We start from the raw sequence: 17,370 nt of genomic DNA, 5'->3' as shown, positions 1-17,370 counted from the left end.
GCTCCGTCACGTCACTTGACGATGCCGGCGGCGACCATGCCGGCCGGATCGGCGTCGAGCTTGAACAGGCCTGCGGCCTCGCCGAGCGCCTTGGCGTTGGCGATGGTGGCGACGATCCCGTCGGGCTTGGCCGGATCCATGAAGGTCGCGTTCATCGCCGAATCATAGAAGGCGATACCGGCCCGGGTCTCGGCGAACACCTTGGGATCCTCCAGCCAGCCGCCGACCCCCTTCGCCATGATGGCGTCGGCTTCGCCGGCGTGGGTCTTCTGCCACTCGACCGCCTTGCTCCAGGCCCGGTAGAGCGCCGTCATCTCCGGCCGGCGCGCTTCCAGCTTGGCCTTGGTCGTCACCATCACGTCGGTGATCAGCCCCGGCTTGGCCGAGCTGTCCACCAGCAGCGCGCCATGGGGCGTGGCCTTGCCACGGCTCAGCCAGGGTTCCCACGTCACGGCGGCGTCGACCTTGCCGGCGACGAAGGCGGCCCCGGCATCGCCGGCTGTCATGTTGAGGCCTTGGACGTCCTTGACCGTCAGCCCGGCATCCTTCAGCAGCACGCCGAGGAAGAACTGCGACACCGACCCTTCGGTGAAGGCGATCTTCTTGCCCTTCAGGCCGGCGACGTCCTTGATCGCCTTGTTCGCGACGATGCCGTCGCCGCCGCGGCTGTCGTCGACCGCGAACAGATAGGTCAGCGGGCGGTCGGCCGAGGTGAAGGCGAGCACCGCGTCCACTGTCGTCACCGCCACGTCGATGCGCCCGGCGGTCAGGGCCGGCATGCGGGTCTTGACGTCCTCCATCAGCACCAGCTTGACGTCCAGTCCCTCGTCCTTGAAGAACCCCTTCTCCTTGGCGATGTAGAGCGGGCCGTAGCCGACCCAGGTCGAAAGGGCGACGGTCAGCGGGTCCGCCGCTGCGGCGGTCGAAAAGCCGCCCAGGGCGGCGAGGAAGGCAAGGGCCGGTCCGCGAAGACGCGAAAGAAACTGCTTCATGCTTCGGGCTCTCTGGTTTTGAAGGGGGTGTCGGGGGAGGCCGCGGGTCCGCGGCCGAAGTGGCCGGGCGGACCGGAGCCTGCGGATCAGGTCTTGCGGCGCAGCGTGGCGGGCGAGGTGGCGAGCAGGCAGAGCAGCTCGAACATCATCGAGATGCCGACCCAGGCGGTGCCGCCCGACGGATCGAAGGGCGGCGAGACCTCGACGAGGTCGGCGCCGACGAGGTTCAGGCCCGACAGCAGGCGCACCATGCGCTGCGCCTCGCGCGTGGTCAGGCCGCCGATTTCCGGGGTTCCGGTGCCCGGCGCGAAGGCCGGATCGATGGCGTCGATGTCGAAGCTGAGATATGTGGGATGGTCGCCGACGATGGAGCGCGCCTCCGCCATGACGGAGTCGATGCCGCGATCCTCGACCTCCTCGATGCGGATGATCCGCACCCCCTGTTCCAGGCCCCAGGCGACGTCGGCGCCGTCATACATGGTTCCCCGGATGCCGATCTGGACGACGCGGCGGGGGTCGAGATAGCCGTCCTCGATGGCGCGGCGGAACGGCGTGCCATGGGTGTATTTGAATCCGCCGAAATAACTGTCGAACAGGTCGGTGTGCGCGTCGAAATGGATCATCGCGAGCGGCGCATCGGCGCCCAGCGCCTTCAGGATGGGGTAGGAGACCAGATGGTCGCCGCCGGCGCTGAGCGGCGTGATGCCGCGGCTCCTGAGCTTGCCGTAGAAGCCGGCGATGCGGTCGAGCGCGTCGGCGACGTCGGCCGGGTTGACCGGCGAATCGCCGAGGTCGGCGACGTTGCGCAGCGAGAACGGGTTGACGCCGCTGACCGGATGGACCGGCCGGATCATGGTGGAGAGGTCGCGCAGCTGCCGCGGGCCATGGCGCGTTCCGGGACGGTTGGTGGTGCCGCCGTCCCACGGCACGCCGACGATGGCGATGTCCACCTCCGCGGTGGCCGCGTCGTCCAGCCCGAGATAGGGCAGGCGCATGAAGCTGGGCAGTCCGGCATAGCGCGGCAGGTCGAATGCCGACACCGGTTGGAAGGACATCGGCGCAGGTATCGGCGCAGGCATCGGCGCGGCATCCGGCAGAGGCTGTCCGCCGTCGGATTTCAGGGGCATCGCGGTCTCCACGGGGGTCGATGACCGCAACGTTGCCATAGGATGAAACGTCCAATAATATCGAAGTTCAAACCTTCACGTCCGACAAAGCCAACCTATCATGCAGCCCAGCCTGCCGCCGCTGAGCGACGTCGACCTGCGTCAGCTCCGGATCTTCCGGACTGTGGTGGAGAACAACGGCTTCACCCAGGCGCAGGGCGAACTCGGCATCTCGCGCTCCACCATCAGCGCGCAGATGGCCGCGCTCGAAACCCGCCTCGGGCTGACGCTGTGCCGGCGCGGGCGGTCGGGCTTCTCGCTGACCGAACATGGGCAGAAGATCTACGCGGAAACCATCAAGTTCTTCGCGGCGATGGACAATTTCCGTACCGAAGTGGGCGCCATGCGCGGCCGGCTGGTCGGGGAGCTGCGGATCGGCGTCGTCGATGCCGTTGTCGAAAATCCAGCCTGTGCCCTGGACCGGGCGATCGCCGCCTTCAACGAACGGGTTCCGGACGTCCATCTGACGCTGATGATCGTCTCGCCCAACCAGATCGAGACCGAGCTGCTCAGCCGGCAGATGGAGATCGCCATCGTGCCGAACCAGCCGATGAACGGCGCGGTTCAACTCCAGCAGCTGTTCCATGAGGAGCAGAACCTGTTCTGCGGCGCCCGCCATCCTTTGTACGCGGCGGATGCCGCGCGGGTGTCGCTGGAACGCATCGCCGAACAGGCCTATGCCCGCCGCGGCTATGCGGTGGCGACGGGCTTCAACACGCTGTTCAAGCATGCGCCCAGCGCCACCGCCTACAACATGGAAGGGCAGGCGCATCTGGTGCTGAGCGGCCGGTTCGTCAGCTTCCTGCCGCGCCACTATGCCCAGCGCTGGGTCGATGGCGGGGAGATGCGGGCGTTGCGTCCGGATCTCCTGAGCTTCAAGATCGCGCTGTGCGTCGCCCATCTGCCGCAGAGCGTGCTGTCGCGGGTGGCCAAGGCCTTTCGCGACTGCCTGATCGAGGTCCACACGCGCAAACTGCGCTGATCCGCGCGCGGCGCCTCCGCCGGTCGCGGACGGCCTTTCAGAAGGGCAAATCCGGCCCTGCGCCGCCCGGCGCCAGCAGCCCCAGCGTCGCCAGCGCCATCACCTGCGCCGCATGCACCATGTCGTCGATGCCGACCCATTCGTCGGGCTGGTGGGCGAGGTCGAGCACGCCGGGGCCGTAGGCGATGCAGTTCTTCAGGTTGCCGATGCGCACGACATGCTTCTGGTCGTAGGTGCCGGGGGACACCACGCGCTGGGCCGGGCGGCCGAGCACCGTCTCGATGGCGGCGGCCACCGCTCGCACCACGGGTGCGTCGGCGTCGGTCATGGTCGGCAGGAAGGCCAGCACCTCGCGCAGCTCGTAGTCGAAGCCGGGGCGGCTGCGGCGCAGATCCTCCAGGATGGCGACGATCTCGCCGCGCACCGCCGCGGGATCCTCCTCGATCAGGTATCGGCGGTCGATCACCATGCGGCAGCGGTCGGGCACCATCGGGCTGGGCAGCCCGTCATGGTCGTCGCGCTGGCCGCCATGGATGGCGTTGATGTTGATGGTGGACTGGCGCGCCCCCTCCGGCACGACCGGCATGTCGGTGCGCTTGGCGGCGAGGCGGGGGAGCAGCTCGGTCTCGATCCGGTGCAGAACGGCGCCCATGTGGCGCACCGCGCAGTTGCCGAGGAAGGGCATGGAGCCGTGGGCGACGCGGCCCTTGGTCTCGATCTCCGCCCACCAGACGCCGCGGTGGCCGACGCAGACGCGGTCGACGTTCAGCGGCTCCGGGATGATGACATGGTCGACCCTGGGTCTTGAGAAATAGCCGAGCTTCGCCAGATGGCCGACACCGCCATAGCCGCCGGACTCCTCGTCGACCGTGCCGGAGATCTCCAGGGCGCCGGCGGTCAACAGCCCTTCGTCGAGCAGCGATTCCACCGCGACGATGGACGCGGCGATGCCGCCCTTCATGTCGCAGGCGCCGCGGCCATAGACCCGGCCGTCCTTCACCACCCCGGCGAAGGGATCGACGGTCCAGCCCTCCCCGGCCGGCACCACGTCGATATGGCCGTTGAAATGGACGCAGGGCCCCGGCCGCGGGGCTTCGATGCGGGCGATGACGTTGGTGCGCGGGAAGCGGTCGCTGTCGCCGGCCGCCCCCTCCGCCCGCACATACTCGACCGTGAAGCCGCGTGCCGCCAGCCGCCGGCCGATCAGTTCCGCGCAGGCGGTGTAGGCGTCGCCGGGCGGATTGACGGTGGGGATGCGGATCAGCGCCTGTGTCAGCGCGACGAGATCGTCGCGCCGCGCCTCGATCCGGCGGAACAGCGGGTCGGTGGCGGATTGCATGGCCTCTCCCCTGACAAGGACCGGTCCAGTGTCGCGCCAACCCTACAATCCGTCCACCCTGCCTTTCGGGCGTGGCGGCGCCGGAGCTTCCGTTTGTGCAGCGCACTTTCCCGCGGCGCGCCGGGCCGCTACAGTCGCCGCGCCCTCCACAGTGGAGAAGGCAGTGGAGACTCCGTCATGACCGTCACGCATCCCATCGGGCTGAGCGCCCCGACCCTGGCCGACCCGGTGATCGCCGAGGCCGCCGCCCGCTTCGTCGCCGCCCGCCGCGGCGCGACCGGCCTTGCCGGGTTCCCCGGCCCGCTGCCGGCCGATCTGGCGACCGCCTACGCCATCCAGGCCACCGCGACCGCGTCCTGGCCCGACGAGGTCGCCGGCTGGAAGGTGGCGCGGGTGCCCCCGGCGTTGGAGGAGGCGCTGGGCGCCATCCGCTTCATTGGCCCGGTCTTCGCCGGCACGGTGGTGCTGTCCGGAGGCGGTCCGCTGAGCTTCCCGGTGATCGCCGGCGGCTTCGGCGCGGTGGAGGCCGAGTTCGCGGTGCGCATCGCCGCCGACGCGCCCGCCGACAAGCTGGACTACAGCCCGGCGGAGGCCGCCGCCTTCATCGACGCCGTCCATGCCGCCATCGAGGTGGCGGGCGGCCCGCTGGCTCCGGTCAACGATCTGGGGCCGACCGCCTCGACCGCGGTGTTCGGCAACAACACCGGCCTGATCGTCGGCGAGGAGATCGTCGGCGCCGTCGAGGGCGCCGACGTTTTGCGCGCCGAGGTGCTGATCGACGGGCAGAGCGTCGGCGTCGGCAGCGCCGCCAAGCTGCCGGGCGGCATTCCCGCCGCGGTCGCGGTGGCGCTGGGCATGGCCGCGCGGCTGGGCCGGCCGCTGAAGGCCGGGCAGTGGGTGTCGACCGGCGCCCTCACCGGCGTCCATTCCATCGCCATCGGGCAGGAGGCCCGCATCTGCTTCACCGGCCTGGCGCCGATGACCGGCACCGCCGTCGCCGCGGCTCCGGCCGGCTGATCGGTAAGGTTCTTCACCGTCAGCGGCGCGGACGGTGCATTCCAGGGTGTGGCTGCGGGCATGGCCGCCCGTGGCCTTGGGGGGAGCCAAACCGGCGCGGGGATGCTTGAATGGCCTCCCCCTCCCTTCTCCCGAGTGCGCCCTCTTGTCCCAGTCCGGCCTGTCGTCGTCCAGCCTTCCATCCGACCCCGCCGTCGAGACCTCCCTGATCCCGCCGGTCCATCTGCTGATCGGGCTGGGGCTGGCGGTGGCGGGGGTGATCGCCTTCTCGATGCGGCCGGTCATCATCAAGCTGGCCTACCGCTACGACGTCGATCCGGTGACGCTGATCATGCTGCGCATGGTCTTCGCGCTGCCCTTCTTCCTGGGCATGGCCTTGTGGTCGGGGCGGCGGGGGGCGGGGAAGCCCGGCGAGCGGGCGGCGGTTTCCGGCCGCGATCTGGCGCTGACCATCGGGCTCGGCGTCACCGGCTATTACGCCGCCAGCTTCTGCGACTTCCTCGGGTTGCGCTATGTCTCGGCCGGGATGGGGCGGCTGCTGCTGTTCCTCTACCCGACCATCGTGGTGCTGCTGTCGGCGCTGTTCCTCGGCAAGCGGATCGGCCTGCGCGAGGTGGTGGCGCTGGTCGTCTCCTATGCCGGCGTCGCCCTGGTGGTGTGGTCGGAGATCGGCATCGGTCATCCCGACTTCCTCACCGGGGCCGGGCTGGTCTTCATGGGGGCCTTCCTCTATTCGATCTATCTGGTCGGCAGCAGCCGGGTGGTGCAGCGGATCGGCTCCATGCGCTTTACCGCCTATGCGATGACGGCGGCCTCGCTGTGCTGCATCGTGCAATTCGCCGTGATGCGGCCGCTGTCGGCGCTCGACCTGCCGCTGCCGGTCTACGGGCTGTCGGCGGTGATGGCGGTCGTCTGCACCGTGCTGCCCGTGCTGATGACGGCGGAGGCGCTGCGGCGGGTCGGCGCCAACATGGTGGCGCTGAGCGGCGCCATCGGCCCGGTCGCCGCCGCGCTGTTCGGCTATCTGGTGCTGGCGGAGCCGCTGGGCTGGCTGCAGCTGGCCGGTGCCGCCCTGACGGTGGCCGGCGTCCTGATCATCACGCTGTGGAAGACCGCCTGAGCGCAAGGCCCTGTTTTCCTCTGCCTGCTTTCCTCTGCCATCGGCGGAATAACCGTCGGTCCGCCGCCGTCCCATCTCCTGAGAGAAGCGCCCGGCAAGCCTGGCCGGCGCGCAGCAGGGGGATGACGGCGATGATGACCAGTTCGACCACTTCGACCGGTGCCGGCATGGCCGGCGTGACGACCGCCGGACAGGATGCGCTGCTGCTGGCGGCGCGCGTGCTGCTGGGGGCGATCTTCGTGCAGAGCGGCTTCGGCAAGCTGATGGCGCTCGGCGGCTTCATCGGCGGGCTGGAAAGCCAGGGCGTGCCGATGGCGGCGGTGCTCGGCACCGTCGGCGCGCTGGTCGAGGCGTTCGGCGGGCTGGCGGTGGTGCTGGGTGCCTGGACCCGGCTGGCGGCGCTGCTGGTCGCCGCCTTCACCGTCGCCGCGACCCTGATCGCCCACCGCTATTGGGATGCGGCGCCGGAGGCGATGAAGATGCAGCAGACCCAGTTCATGAAGAACCTCGCCATCATCGGCGGTTTCCTGGCGCTGGCCGCTGCGGGCAGCGGGCGGTTCAGCGTGGATGGATGGCTCGCGGGGCGCCGCTGACCGCCTTGCGGTTGCCGCCGGCCGGGAAAGGGGCCATATCTGGGAGCCTTCCAGATCAGGCCGGCGGTCAGCGTTATGTCCAAGCGTGTCAGCGACAAGCGAGAGTCCGGGCAGGGGGCGGGGCATGAGGCCGAGCAGGGGCTGGCACGGTTCGGCCGTGCCGCGCTGGCGGCCGTCCTGCTCGGGCTGTCCGCCACCATGACCATGTCCGCTCCCACTCCCGCATCCGCCGCCGCTCCGGCGACCCCGGCGAAGGAGCTGGCGCAGAAGACCTGCGCGACGCTGACGGCCCGTGTGGACGAGGTGACGGGCCGCGGGCCGCTGTTCCTGCGCAGCTACGACAATTCCTATGCCCCCGGTCCGACCTCGGAGCCGGCGCTGTCGAATGCCGCCTTCACCTACGACAACGCGCTGGCGATCATGGCGCTGACCGCCTGCGGCCGGCAGGACCGCGCGCTGCGCATCGGCGAGGCGCTGCTGGACGCGGTATCGCTCGACCGCGCCGGCTGGAAGGGCCGGCTGCGCAACGCTTACCGTGGCGGCGCCCAGAAGCAGCGGCCGATCCCGCCCAACGGTTGGTGGGACGCCATCGGCAACCAGTGGGGCGAGGATCCCTATCAGGTCGGCACCGCCACCGGCAACGTCGCCTGGGCCGGGCTGGCGCTGATGACTTTGGCCGACCGCACCGGCGAGGCGCGCTTCCGCGACGGCGCTGCGGAGCTGGCGCGCTGGGCCGTCGACCATACCCGCGACCCGCGCGGCCCCGGCGGCTTCAACGGCGGCCTCCAGGGCTTCGACGATTCGCCGCAGCCGCTGCCGTGGAAATCGACCGAGCACAACACCGACCTCGTCGCCCTGTTCGGCTGGCTGGGCGGCGATTTCGCCGGGCCGGAGCGCGAGGCGCGCGGCTTCCTCGACGCCCTGTGGGCGGCGGGTGGCGGCCATTTCCCCATCGGCACCGCGCCGGACGGGGTGACGGTCAGCAATGCGACTTCCGGGCTGGACGCGCAGCTCTGGCCGCTGCTGCTGCCGGATGCGCCCGACGCGTGGCGGGCCGCGCTGTCCTATGCCGAACGGGCGCATGGCGCCGACGGCGGCTTCGACTTCAACGACGACCGCGACGGCATGTGGGTGGAGGGCACGGCCCAGGCGGCGCTGACCTATCGCATGGTCGGGCGGCGCGGCGATGCCGACCGGCTGTTCAGCGAGATCCTCAAGGAATTCAGCCCCGGCGGCTATCTCTACGCCACCCGGCCGCAGGTGCTGACCACCGGGCTGGCCATCGGGCCCGACAGCAAGACCGACGATTTCCTCTATTATCGCCGCCCCCATCTGGGCGCCACCGCCTGGGCGGCGTTGGCGGCGCTGGGCTGGAACCCGTTCACCGGCAAGATTGTGCCGTAGGGGAGCATTCCTTCCGGCTTTATCCGTGGAAATGCTCGTAGAGTTTGCGGGCGATGGCGGCGCTGATGCCGGGGGCGGCCTCCAGATCCTTCAGCCCGGCCGACGCGACGGCGGTGGCACTGCCGAAATGATGGAGCAGCGCCTTCCTGCGGGTCGGGCCGATGCCGGGGATGCCGTCGATGCGGCTGTGCGACATCGCCTTCATGCGGCGGGCGCGGTGGCTGTCGATGGCGGTGCGGTGGGCCTCGTCGCGCAGCCTTTGCAGGAAATGCAGCACCGGGTCGTTGGCGGCGAGGCCGAGCGGCGGCACGCCGGGTCGGAAGAAGCGCTCGCGCCCGGCGTTGCGGTCCGGCCCCTTGGCGATGGCGACCAGCGGGATGTCGGTGATCCCCAGCATCGCCAGCTCGTCGCGGACCGCGTTGAGCTGCCCCAGCCCGCCGTCGATCAGGATCAGGTCGGGCCACAGGCCGGCGCTGCGGCCCTGTTCGTCTTGGCTCCGATCTTCGGTGCGCGCCCGGGCGAAGCGCCGGGTGAAGGTCTCGCGCAGCATGGCGTAGTCGTCGCCCGCCGCCTCGGGATCGCGGATGTGGAAGCGGCGATAGGCGTTGCGCTGGAACCCCTCCGGCCCCGCCACCACCATGGCGCCGACCGGGAAGGCGCCCTGGATGTGCGAGGTGTCGTAGATCTCGATGCGGCGCGGCGGGGCGGGCAGGGCGAAGACGCGCGCCACCCCCTCCAGCAGCGCCGCCTGGGTCGAGCGGTCGGCCAGCCGCCGGCCGAGCGCGTCGCGCGCATTGGTCAGCGCATGCTCGACGGTGCGGCGCTTCGGCCCGCGCCTGGGGGTTTCCACCGCGACGCGGCGGCCGGCGGTCAGGCCCAGCGCCTCGGCCAGCAGCTCCGGGGCGGCGACCGGGTGGCTCAGCAGCAGCAGGGCGGGCGGCGGGGTGTCGGCATAGAGCTGGGCGGCGAAGGCGGCCAGGATGTCGCCCGGCTCCTCCTCCGCATCGATGCGGGGGAAGAAGGCGCGGGTGCCCTGGTTGCGCCCGCCGCGGAAGAAGAAGGCCTGGACGCAGGCCGCCCCGCCCTCGCGGTGCAGGGCCAGCACGTCGGCGTCGCCAAGCGTGTCCTCCAGGTTGATGTCCTGGCGGCTCTGGAGCGCCGTCAGCGCGCGGATGCGGTCGCGCCAGCGGGCGGCGTCCTCATACTCCAGCCGGTCGGAACTGTCCTGCATGTGGCGGGCGAAGTCCGCCTGGACCTCGGCGCTGCGGCCGGACAGCACGTCGCGCACGCCCTGGACCTGGGCGGCATACTCCTCCTCGCCGACGCGGCCGACGCAGGGGGCGGAGCAGCGCTTGATCTGGTGTTGCAGGCAGGGCCGGGTGCGCGAGGCGAACACCCCGTCGTCGCAGCTGCGCAGCAGGAAGGCCCGTTGCAGCGCCGCGATGGTCATGCCGACCAGATGGGGCGAGGCGTAGGGGCCGAACAGGTCCGAATCGCGGCGGTTGCCCTTGCCGGCCTCGCCTTTGCCGGTGGTGCCGCGCCGCTCGGCGCTGCCGCGATGCTGCATCAGCCGGGGGAAGTCATGTCCCTTGCCGATCACGATGTAGGAGAAGGACCGGTCGTCCTTGACCAGGATGTTGAAGGGCGGCAGCAGGCTGCGGATCAGGTTGGCTTCCAGCAGCAGCGCCTCGGCCTCGGTGTGGGTGGTGACGAACTCCATGGCGCGGGTCAGCGCCACCATGCGGCGGGTGCGGTCGGGCAGCCCGTCGTTCCGGGTGTAGCTCGCCACCCGCCGCTTCAGGTTCTTCGCCTTGCCGACATAGAGCACCGACCCGTCGGCCGCCAGCATCCGATAGACGCCGGGCGTGTCCGGCAGGGTCGCGAGCTGGGCGCGGATCACCTCCGCCCCGCGATTGGACGCTCCGTCCATCTGCACGTTCGTATCTCCCGCCTTTCCGACCGCATTTCCGATTCGCCGCCTACCCAACCAGTAGAACGGAACGGGTCCAAGAGACAAGAATCGGATGGGGCACCGATGAATGCGGAGCTGGCGACCGGCATGTCCGGCCGGCCACCGCCACCCCTGCCGGCTGCGGCATTCTTTCAACTCCGAATTCGCGAATGCCGCGTATAATATCGGATACGAACGAAAAGTATGGATGATATTCCCCGTATGGTATGCGGGGCAACGAAACAAACCGACCGAACAGGGGAGAAGCGCCTTGGACATCAGCGCAACCATTCTACAGGACATCTGCGATTCCATCGGCCGCGAGCTGGACGCCGTCGTCTCCTTCGTCGGCAAAACCGGCAGCGTGACCGCCTCCACCGCGCGCGAGCGGATCGGCACCGCCCATCCGGTCGCCACCGAGATCGTCGGCCGCCGGCTGGACGAACGCGCGGTCAGCCGCGAGGACGCCGCGAAGTCTGGCGGCACCATGCGCGAGGGCTATGCCATCGCCATCGACCTGGACGGCGACCGGGTCGGCGCGCTCGCCATCACCGGCACGGCCGAGCAGGCCCGCCGCTACGCCCGCCTCGCCCGCCATTGGGTGGCGGCGGCCCTGCGGGTGGAAACGGCGGAGACCCGCCGGATCGCGCTGGTGCGCGACCTGTCCGACCGGGTGGAGCGCGAGGTCGGCGGGCTGGCCGGGGAACTGACGGAGGCGGGCCGCAGGCTGGAGACGGCGGTCGCCGCCGTCCGCAAGGCCGGGACCGACGGGCTGCGCCAGACCGCGGATGCCGCCGGGGCGGCGCGCGCGGTCGACGGCTCGGTCAGCGCCATCGCTGGCATGCTCGACCGTCTGGCCTCCACCTCCGACCAGATTTCCGGCGACACCAGCAAGGCGCGCGAAATCAGCCACGCGGCGGCATCGGACAGCGACCGCGCGACCACGGTGATGACCTCGCTGCGCTCGGCGGCGGAACAGATCGCCAGCGTGGTCAAGCTGATCAACGCCATCGCCAGCCAGACCAACCTGCTGGCGCTGAACGCCACCATCGAGGCGGCACGGGCGGGAGAGGCCGGGCGCGGCTTCGCCGTCGTCGCCAACGAGGTCAAGGCGCTGTCGCGCCAGACCGCCGACGCCACCAAGCAGATCGCCGATCAGGTCGCCAACCTGCAGAAGGAGACCGCGGCGGTCGACGAGGCGCTGGGCCGCATCCATTCCACCATCGGCTCGATCCAGGCGATCAACGGCACCGTCGCCGCCGCCATTGATGAACAGGCGGCGCTGACGGCGGAGGTGTCGCGTTCGCTCGACCGCTCCCGCCAGGACGCCATGGCGGCGGAGCAGCGGATCGGCGACGCCGAACAGACTCTGGGCGGGGTGACGCGCACGCTGGACGAGCTGACGGCGCTGGGGCAGACCATCGCCAGCCGGGCCGGCAGCCTGGGCAACGGCCTGGGCGGCCGGCTGTCCGACGCGCTGCGTCAGGTCCGCGGGTAGGGCTGGCTGCTGTCGACCGGGTCGTTGCCGGTCATGGTGCCGGTGATGGTGTTGCGCAGCACGGTGATGCGGGCGGCCGGCGCCGCGCCGCCCGGCAGCGGCACGATCAGCCGGCGCTTGACCGGCTGGTGGGCCGCCCGCCGTGACACGCCGGCGAAGATCTGCTTGGACGCCTCGATCATCGTCACCCCGGCGAAGGCCTTGAACCAGCGCCCGCCGACCTCTTCCCAGGCCGGCGCCGACTTCTGCAGGACGCGCGAGCGCAGCGGCGGCATGAACAGGGCGTGGCGGGTGCGTTCCGGCACGAACATGGTGTCGCGCAGCACTTGTTTCAGCTGCGACGAGGAATAGGGGAAGCCGTGGCCGAAGGGCGTCCAGTCGGCGCGCGCCCACAGGCCGCGGCGGTTCGGCACCACCGCCAGCACCCGGCCGCCGCCGGCCAGAACCCGCCAGATCTCGCGCATCATCGGCCGCAGCTGCTCGGTGCCCTCCAGCCCATGGACCAGCAGCACGCGGTCGATGGTGTTGTCGCCGAAGGGCAGGTCGGCCTCGTCGCCCAGCGCCACCATGCCCGGCCCCTCCGCCGGCCAGAAGCTGACGCCCTGGCTGGCCGGCATCACCGCCGCCACCCGGTCGGCCTCGCCGATGAAGGGGCGCAGATAGGGCGTGGTGTAACCGATGCCGAGCACGATCTGGTTGCGCACGTCGGGCCAGATGTTGCGGATGCGCCGACGGATCATCCGCTGGGCGGTCTGACCCAATCCGGACTCGTAGAACTCCCTCAGATCGACGATATCTGTGTACATGGTGTCCCAAGCGTAACACGGGTTTCGCATCGCAACAGCAGGGAGTCCGCTGCCGTGGAGGTCATTCTCGTTCCGGCTTTCGCCGACAACTACATCTATGTGCTGCGCGATGCGGCATCCGGCAAGGTCGGCGTGGTCGATCCCGGCGACGCGGCGCCGGTACGGGCCGAATTGGAGCGGCGCGGCTGGTCGCTGACCCACATCTTCCTCACCCACCACCATGACGACCATATCGGCGGCGCCGGGGAGCTGAAGGAGCGCTACGGCGCCAGCGTGGTCGGCGCCCGCGCCGACGCCCACCGCATCCCCGGCCTGGACGTGATGCTGGGCGACGGCGACCGCACCCTGTTCGGCGGCCAGACCGCCCGTGTCCTCGCCGTTCCCGGCCACACCAGCGGCCATATCGCCTTCTGGTTCGAGGCGGCGGACTCGCTGTTCTGCGGCGACACCCTGTTCTCGCTCGGCTGCGGCCGGCTGTTCGAGGGAACGCCGGCCCAGATGTGGGGATCGCTGCAGGAACTGCGGGCACTGGCCGATCAGACCCGTGTCTATTGCGGCCATGAATACACCCTGTCCAACGGCCGATTCGCCCTGACCGTCGACCCCGGCAACGCCGCGCTGCACCGGCGGATGGAGGAGGTTGCCGAACTGCGCGACCGCAACCAGCCGACAATCCCCACCAGCATCGGGATGGAGCGCCGCACCAATCCCTTCCTGCGCGCCGACGACCCCGGCGTCCAGGCCGCGGTCGGCATGGCCGGCGCCCCGGCGGTGGAGGTCTTTGCCGAATTGCGCCGGCGCAAGGACCATTTCCGCGGGTGAGGGCTGCCGGACGTGCCTCTGGACCATCCGCCGGATCGCGGTCTAGGCTTCGCCCGGGACAGGATCACCGTGGAAGGAACGCCGATGCTGACGCTGCGCTGGAGCCCCACCTCGCCCTATGTGCGCAAGGTGATGATGGTCGTGATCGAACGCGGGCTGGAGGACCGGGTGGAGCGGGTGTCGACCGATCCCTGGTCGGTCGACACCGACCTGACGGCGGACAACCCGCTCGGCAAGGTTCCGGCGCTGACCCTGGAGGATGGGACGACCCTGTTCGACAGCCCGGTGGTCGCCGAATATCTCGACAGCCTGGGGGACCGGGCGCCGCTGTTCCCGCCTGCCTGCCCGGCACGCTGGACGGCGCTGCGCCTCCAGGCCATTGCCGACGGCATCTGCGACGCGGCGATCCTGCGCCGGCTGGAAGCCAACCGCCCCGACGGCGAGAAATCGGCCGGCTGGATGGAGCGGCAGCGCAAGGCGGTCGCCCGGTCGCTTGACCTGTTGGAGGCGGAGGCGGCGTTGCTGGAGGGGGAGGACAGCATCGGCACGCTGGCGGTGCTGGCGGCGCTCGGCTATCTCGACCTCCGCTTCGGGCATGAGGATTGGCGCGAGGGCAGGCCGGCGCTCGCCGCCTGGTTTGCCGGGCAGGCCGGCCGCGACAGCCTGCTGCGGACCGCGCCGCCGGCGTAATTCAAGTCGTGTAACACCGGGATGATCCAGGCGACGGAACGGACAGTCCAGCCTTGGGATGCGTAATAATGCGGCGCCCGGCAATGACGGGCGCCGCTTTTGCGTGCATCCAATGTTCATATCCGATTCACCATGACTGTCGCGCTTCCAGTTCGTGACCAGGACCGATCCAATCGGATCTGTAGTGCGCAGCGATCTTTCGATTGTGCGTAGCGAAAACTTCACCGAACCGTCACTCAAACATCCAAACAGAGGGGCTACCCATGGGCTCGGCCGGCTTGCGGAGAACCGCGGGCGCGGCACGGACAACCTCCAAGCCACGGGTGGCCCACATGGCAGACCGCATCGACCCGCGCCGGCGGTCCGGCATCAAGTCGAAAATGCTGATCGCCTTCGGCACCGTGGCTGCGCTGCCCTGCATCGCGGCGGTGGTCGGCTGGATGTCCTACGGTGCGGTCAGGGGCCATGTCGCCGACATCACCGGAACCCAGGTGCCGGTTCTGAGCGCCGCGCACGGGCTGGCCACAACCACCGCCCGCGTGCTGGCATTGGGGCCGCTGATCGACGCCGCGTCCTCCGACGAGGATCTGGTCCGGCTGCGCGGCGCGGTGGAGGCGCAGCGCGGCATGCTGGACGGCCAGCTTGCCCGGCTGTCGGTCGGCCAGGGCGATGCGGCCCGCATCGGGGAGCTGACGGGTACCGCGCGCTCGCTGCTCGGCAGCATCGACGCGCTGCAGGCGGCGACCGGCCGGCGGCTGAGCCTGCAGGAACAGCGCAGCACCCGGCTGGCGGAGCTGAGCGACGCCCATGCCCGGCTGCTGGCGGCGCTGAAGCCGGACATGCAGGCCTCGCGCGAACAGCTGGCCCAGGCGATCTCGGCGATGGTGGAGACGACCTCGCAATCCTCCGCGGTGATCGGTGGCGAGCTGGGACAGACGGTGATCCCGCTGTTCCAGTTGCGCGGCGCCGCGGCGGCGCTGACCAAGTCGCTGCTGATCGGTGCCTTCGAGACCGACCGGTCCAAGGTGATGTCGCTCTCCACCGACTTCGACTCCGCGCTGTCCGACGTGCAGGGCGCCCTGCGCCCGCTGGCCAAGAGCGAGGCGGCGGCCCCGGTGGTCGCGGCGATCAACGAGCTTTCCACCTTCGGCGACGGCGACCGCAGCGTCTACATGCGCCGCGTCCGCCATCTCACCCCCGGCATTCCCGACGCCGAGGCCGCCAAGCTGTCGGCCTCGCTGGCGGCCAGCGTCGACGACATCGTCCGGCTCGACAGCGACGCCAACGCCCGCATGCTGCCGCTGATGCTGAACTCGCGCGGCCGCATCGCCGAGGCGGGCAACGCCATCGCCGAGCGGATGCAGGATCTGTCGACCAACATGGTCCCGGCGGCACAGCACCGCTACACCGTGCTGAGCGGCCTGATGGCCGACGCCAACCTGCTGGCCGGCAAGCTGGCCGAGGCCGGCAACGCCGAGACCCCGGCCCGGCTGGCCGCGGCGCGGCGCACGCTGGACCCGCTGGCGGCGACCATCCGCAACACGCTGCAGGAGTCGGGGAACGATCTGGGCGGCGAGGTCCGCCGGCTGTCGGACCGGCTGCTGGCGCTGGGCTTCGGCGACGACGGCATCCTGGCGCTGCGCGGCGGCGAGCTGAAGGCCTATGCCGACAATGCCGGGCTGATCGACAGCAACCGCAGCACCGGCGCCGCCCTGACCGCCATGGTCGACGGGCTGGTCCAGTCGGCCGAGCAGGCGACCGCGGCAGGAGCGACCGCCGCCCATGACGCGCTGGAGCGCACCAACGAGGTGCAGATCCTGCTGGCGACCGCCGGCGTGCTGCTGGCCGGGATGATCGTCACCCTCTATGTCGGGCGCCGCGTCGTCGGCCGGATGGAAACGCTGGCCGCCGCCATGCGCCGGGTCGCCGGCGGCGACCTGATGGTCGACCACAAGGCGGGCGGCAACGACGAGATCACCGACATGGGGCTGGCGCTGGACGTCTTCATCGCCAATGCCCGCGCGATGGAGGAGGCGCACGAGCGGGTCGAGATCGAGCGGCGCAACGCGGCCTCCGCCCGCCGCACCAGCATGCTGGAGATCGCCGACCAGTTCGAGCGCAACGTGCTGAGCAGCGTCGAGACGCTGGCGGAGGCCGCCCGCGTGATGGCGGCACGTGCCCGCTCGCTGACCGACATCGCCGCCAACGCCAACGACCGCGCCGACGCGGCGATGGAGCTGTCGGGCGAGATGGCCGCCGGGATCCAGCAGGTGGCGACCGCCGCCTCGGAGATCTCGCAGTCGATCGCCGAGATCAGCAAGCGTACCGGCGAATCGGCCCGCATCATCGGCGATACCGCCGCCGGGGCGGAGCAGGTCAAGGCCACCGTCGCCGAGCTGTCGAGCACGGCGGGCGAGATCGGCACCGTCGTCGGGCTGATCGACGAGATCGCCGGCCAGACCAACCTTCTGGCGCTGAACGCGACCATCGAGGCCGCCAGGGCGGGGGAGGCCGGCAGGGGATTCGCCGTCGTGGCGGGCGAGGTCAAGGCGCTGGCCGGCCAGACCGCCCAGGCCACCGCCGAGATCGCCCGCCAGATCGCCGCGACCCAGTCGGCCAGCCGCCAGACCGTGGAGGTGGTGGCGACCATGACCGGCAGCGTCCAGCGCATCGAATCCAACGCCTCGGCCATCGCCGCGGCGATCGAGGAACAGGCGACCATCACGGCGAGCATCGTCGACAGCTCGCACCGCGTCGCGGTCGGCACCCAGGCGGCATCCGACCATGTCGCCGGCCTGTCGGAGGCCGCGGCCAAGGTGCGCGCCCAGGCCGGCGACGTGCTGCAGGTTGCCGAAAGCCTGTCGCACGAGGCGACCAGCCTCGGCTCGTCGGTGCATCTGTTCCTCCAGGAAATCCGGGCCGCGCGATGAGCGGGCGGTCAGGGGCAAGCACGGGTTGGTTTCATAAAACTGACACGTAAACAAAACAAA

At 70.5% G+C, this 17,370-nt stretch carries 14 protein-coding genes; 9 read left to right on the top strand and 5 right to left on the bottom strand.

The window, feature by feature from the left end; translation table 11 throughout:
- Positions 1-11 precede the first annotated feature (11 nt).
- Together AL072_RS29115 and speB are read right to left on the bottom strand one after the other, a co-directional pair.
- A complete protein-coding gene (locus tag AL072_RS29115) occupies positions 12-992 on the bottom strand; it encodes an ABC transporter substrate-binding protein (protein WP_045584987.1) in 981 nt (326 codons plus the stop codon).
- 86 nt (positions 993-1,078) lie between these two features.
- Positions 1,079-2,119 carry an agmatinase gene (gene speB / locus AL072_RS29110; RefSeq protein WP_245637078.1) on the bottom strand — a complete coding sequence of 347 codons (1,041 nt, stop codon included), beginning with the start codon at positions 2,117-2,119 and terminating at the stop codon, positions 1,079-1,081.
- A 100-nt stretch (positions 2,120-2,219) separates the two neighbouring features.
- On the opposite strand from speB, the gene AL072_RS29105 reads away from it, so the two are divergent.
- The gene (locus tag AL072_RS29105; protein ID WP_045584986.1) at positions 2,220-3,140 is read left to right on the top strand and encodes a LysR family transcriptional regulator; all 921 of its coding nucleotides are present in this window, start codon (positions 2,220-2,222) and stop codon (positions 3,138-3,140) included.
- A 37-nt stretch (positions 3,141-3,177) separates the two neighbouring features.
- Here the strand turns inward: AL072_RS29105 and AL072_RS29100 are convergent, their stop codons facing one another.
- The gene (locus tag AL072_RS29100) at positions 3,178-4,479 is read right to left on the bottom strand and encodes an acetylornithine deacetylase/succinyl-diaminopimelate desuccinylase family protein (RefSeq protein ID WP_045584985.1); all 1,302 of its coding nucleotides are present in this window, start codon (positions 4,477-4,479) and stop codon (positions 3,178-3,180) included.
- 177 nt (positions 4,480-4,656) lie between these two features.
- Between AL072_RS29100 and AL072_RS29095 the strand changes: the two genes are divergently transcribed.
- The 4 genes from AL072_RS29095 (at position 4,657) to AL072_RS29080 (ending at position 8,613) form a co-directional block, all read left to right on the top strand.
- On the top strand, positions 4,657-5,496 hold the full coding sequence (locus AL072_RS29095) for a 2-keto-4-pentenoate hydratase (protein WP_045584984.1): 840 nt from the start codon (positions 4,657-4,659) through the stop codon (positions 5,494-5,496).
- A 145-nt stretch (positions 5,497-5,641) separates the two neighbouring features.
- Complete coding sequence (locus AL072_RS29090; protein WP_245637077.1) at positions 5,642-6,616, top strand: DMT family transporter; 975 nt, start codon at positions 5,642-5,644, stop codon at positions 6,614-6,616.
- A 131-nt stretch (positions 6,617-6,747) separates the two neighbouring features.
- On the top strand, positions 6,748-7,209 hold the full coding sequence (locus AL072_RS29085; protein WP_245637076.1) for a DoxX family protein: 462 nt from the start codon (positions 6,748-6,750) through the stop codon (positions 7,207-7,209).
- A gap of 75 nt (positions 7,210-7,284) precedes the next feature.
- The gene (locus AL072_RS29080; protein ID WP_082109267.1) at positions 7,285-8,613 is read left to right on the top strand and encodes a hypothetical protein; all 1,329 of its coding nucleotides are present in this window, start codon (positions 7,285-7,287) and stop codon (positions 8,611-8,613) included.
- A 19-nt stretch (positions 8,614-8,632) separates the two neighbouring features.
- On the opposite strand, the gene uvrC is transcribed toward AL072_RS29080, so the two are convergent.
- Positions 8,633-10,543: an excinuclease ABC subunit UvrC gene (uvrC, locus tag AL072_RS29075; protein WP_045584983.1), complete on the bottom strand. Its 1,911-nt coding sequence runs from the start codon at positions 10,541-10,543 to the stop codon at positions 8,633-8,635.
- 292 nt (positions 10,544-10,835) lie between these two features.
- Between uvrC and AL072_RS29070 the strand changes: the two genes are divergently transcribed.
- Positions 10,836-12,062: a methyl-accepting chemotaxis protein gene (locus tag AL072_RS29070; RefSeq protein WP_052710332.1), complete on the top strand. Its 1,227-nt coding sequence runs from the start codon at positions 10,836-10,838 to the stop codon at positions 12,060-12,062.
- Here AL072_RS29070 and AL072_RS29065 read toward each other — a convergent pair.
- Positions 12,047-12,868 carry a methyltransferase domain-containing protein gene (locus tag AL072_RS29065; protein WP_045584982.1) on the bottom strand — a complete coding sequence of 274 codons (822 nt, stop codon included), beginning with the start codon at positions 12,866-12,868 and terminating at the stop codon, positions 12,047-12,049. The genes AL072_RS29070 and AL072_RS29065 overlap by 16 nt on opposite strands.
- A 54-nt stretch (positions 12,869-12,922) precedes the next feature.
- On the opposite strand from AL072_RS29065, the gene gloB reads away from it, so the two are divergent.
- From gloB to AL072_RS36085, 3 genes are all read left to right on the top strand, one after another.
- Positions 12,923-13,690, top strand: coding sequence for a hydroxyacylglutathione hydrolase (gloB, locus tag AL072_RS29060; protein WP_045584981.1), 768 nt, complete (start codon positions 12,923-12,925; stop codon positions 13,688-13,690).
- Between the two features lie 84 nt (positions 13,691-13,774).
- Positions 13,775-14,380, top strand: a complete 606-nt coding sequence (locus AL072_RS29055; RefSeq protein WP_200909983.1) for a glutathione S-transferase N-terminal domain-containing protein — start codon at positions 13,775-13,777, stop codon at positions 14,378-14,380.
- A 332-nt stretch (positions 14,381-14,712) separates the two neighbouring features.
- Entirely contained in the window at positions 14,713-17,310 is a 2,598-nt protein-coding gene (locus AL072_RS36085; RefSeq protein ID WP_281178716.1) for a methyl-accepting chemotaxis protein, read from the top strand.
- The last annotated feature ends 60 nt before the right edge of the window (positions 17,311-17,370 follow it).

Origin of the sequence: Azospirillum thiophilum (assembly GCF_001305595.1) — a bacterium.
Taxonomy (GTDB): domain Bacteria; phylum Pseudomonadota; class Alphaproteobacteria; order Azospirillales; family Azospirillaceae; genus Azospirillum; species Azospirillum thiophilum.
Note: the sequence above shows the minus strand (reverse complement) of the source record. Positions and strands in the feature narration are given on the sequence as shown.

Bases quoted from the DNA above. Each gene is read 5' to 3' on its own strand.
- AL072_RS29105 (WP_045584986.1), top strand. From the start codon at position 2,220: ATGCAGCCCAGCCTGCCGCCGCTGAGCGACGTCGACCTGCGTCAGCTC.
- AL072_RS29085 (WP_245637076.1), top strand. From the start codon at position 6,748: ATGATGACCAGTTCGACCACTTCGACCGGTGCCGGCATGGCCGGCGTG.
- AL072_RS29065 (WP_045584982.1), bottom strand. From the start codon at position 12,868: ATGTACACAGATATCGTCGATCTGAGGGAGTTCTACGAGTCCGGATTG.
- AL072_RS36085 (WP_281178716.1), top strand. From the start codon at position 14,713: ATGGCAGACCGCATCGACCCGCGCCGGCGGTCCGGCATCAAGTCGAAA.
- uvrC (WP_045584983.1), bottom strand. From the start codon at position 10,543: ATGGACGGAGCGTCCAATCGCGGGGCGGAGGTGATCCGCGCCCAGCTC.
- AL072_RS29115 (WP_045584987.1), bottom strand. From the start codon at position 992: ATGAAGCAGTTTCTTTCGCGTCTTCGCGGACCGGCCCTTGCCTTCCTC.
- AL072_RS29080 (WP_082109267.1), top strand. From the start codon at position 7,285: ATGTCCAAGCGTGTCAGCGACAAGCGAGAGTCCGGGCAGGGGGCGGGG.
- AL072_RS29055 (WP_200909983.1), top strand. From the start codon at position 13,775: ATGCTGACGCTGCGCTGGAGCCCCACCTCGCCCTATGTGCGCAAGGTG.
- AL072_RS29095 (WP_045584984.1), top strand. From the start codon at position 4,657: ATGACCGTCACGCATCCCATCGGGCTGAGCGCCCCGACCCTGGCCGAC.
- AL072_RS29100 (WP_045584985.1), bottom strand. From the start codon at position 4,479: ATGCAATCCGCCACCGACCCGCTGTTCCGCCGGATCGAGGCGCGGCGC.
- speB (WP_245637078.1), bottom strand. From the start codon at position 2,119: ATGCCCCTGAAATCCGACGGCGGACAGCCTCTGCCGGATGCCGCGCCG.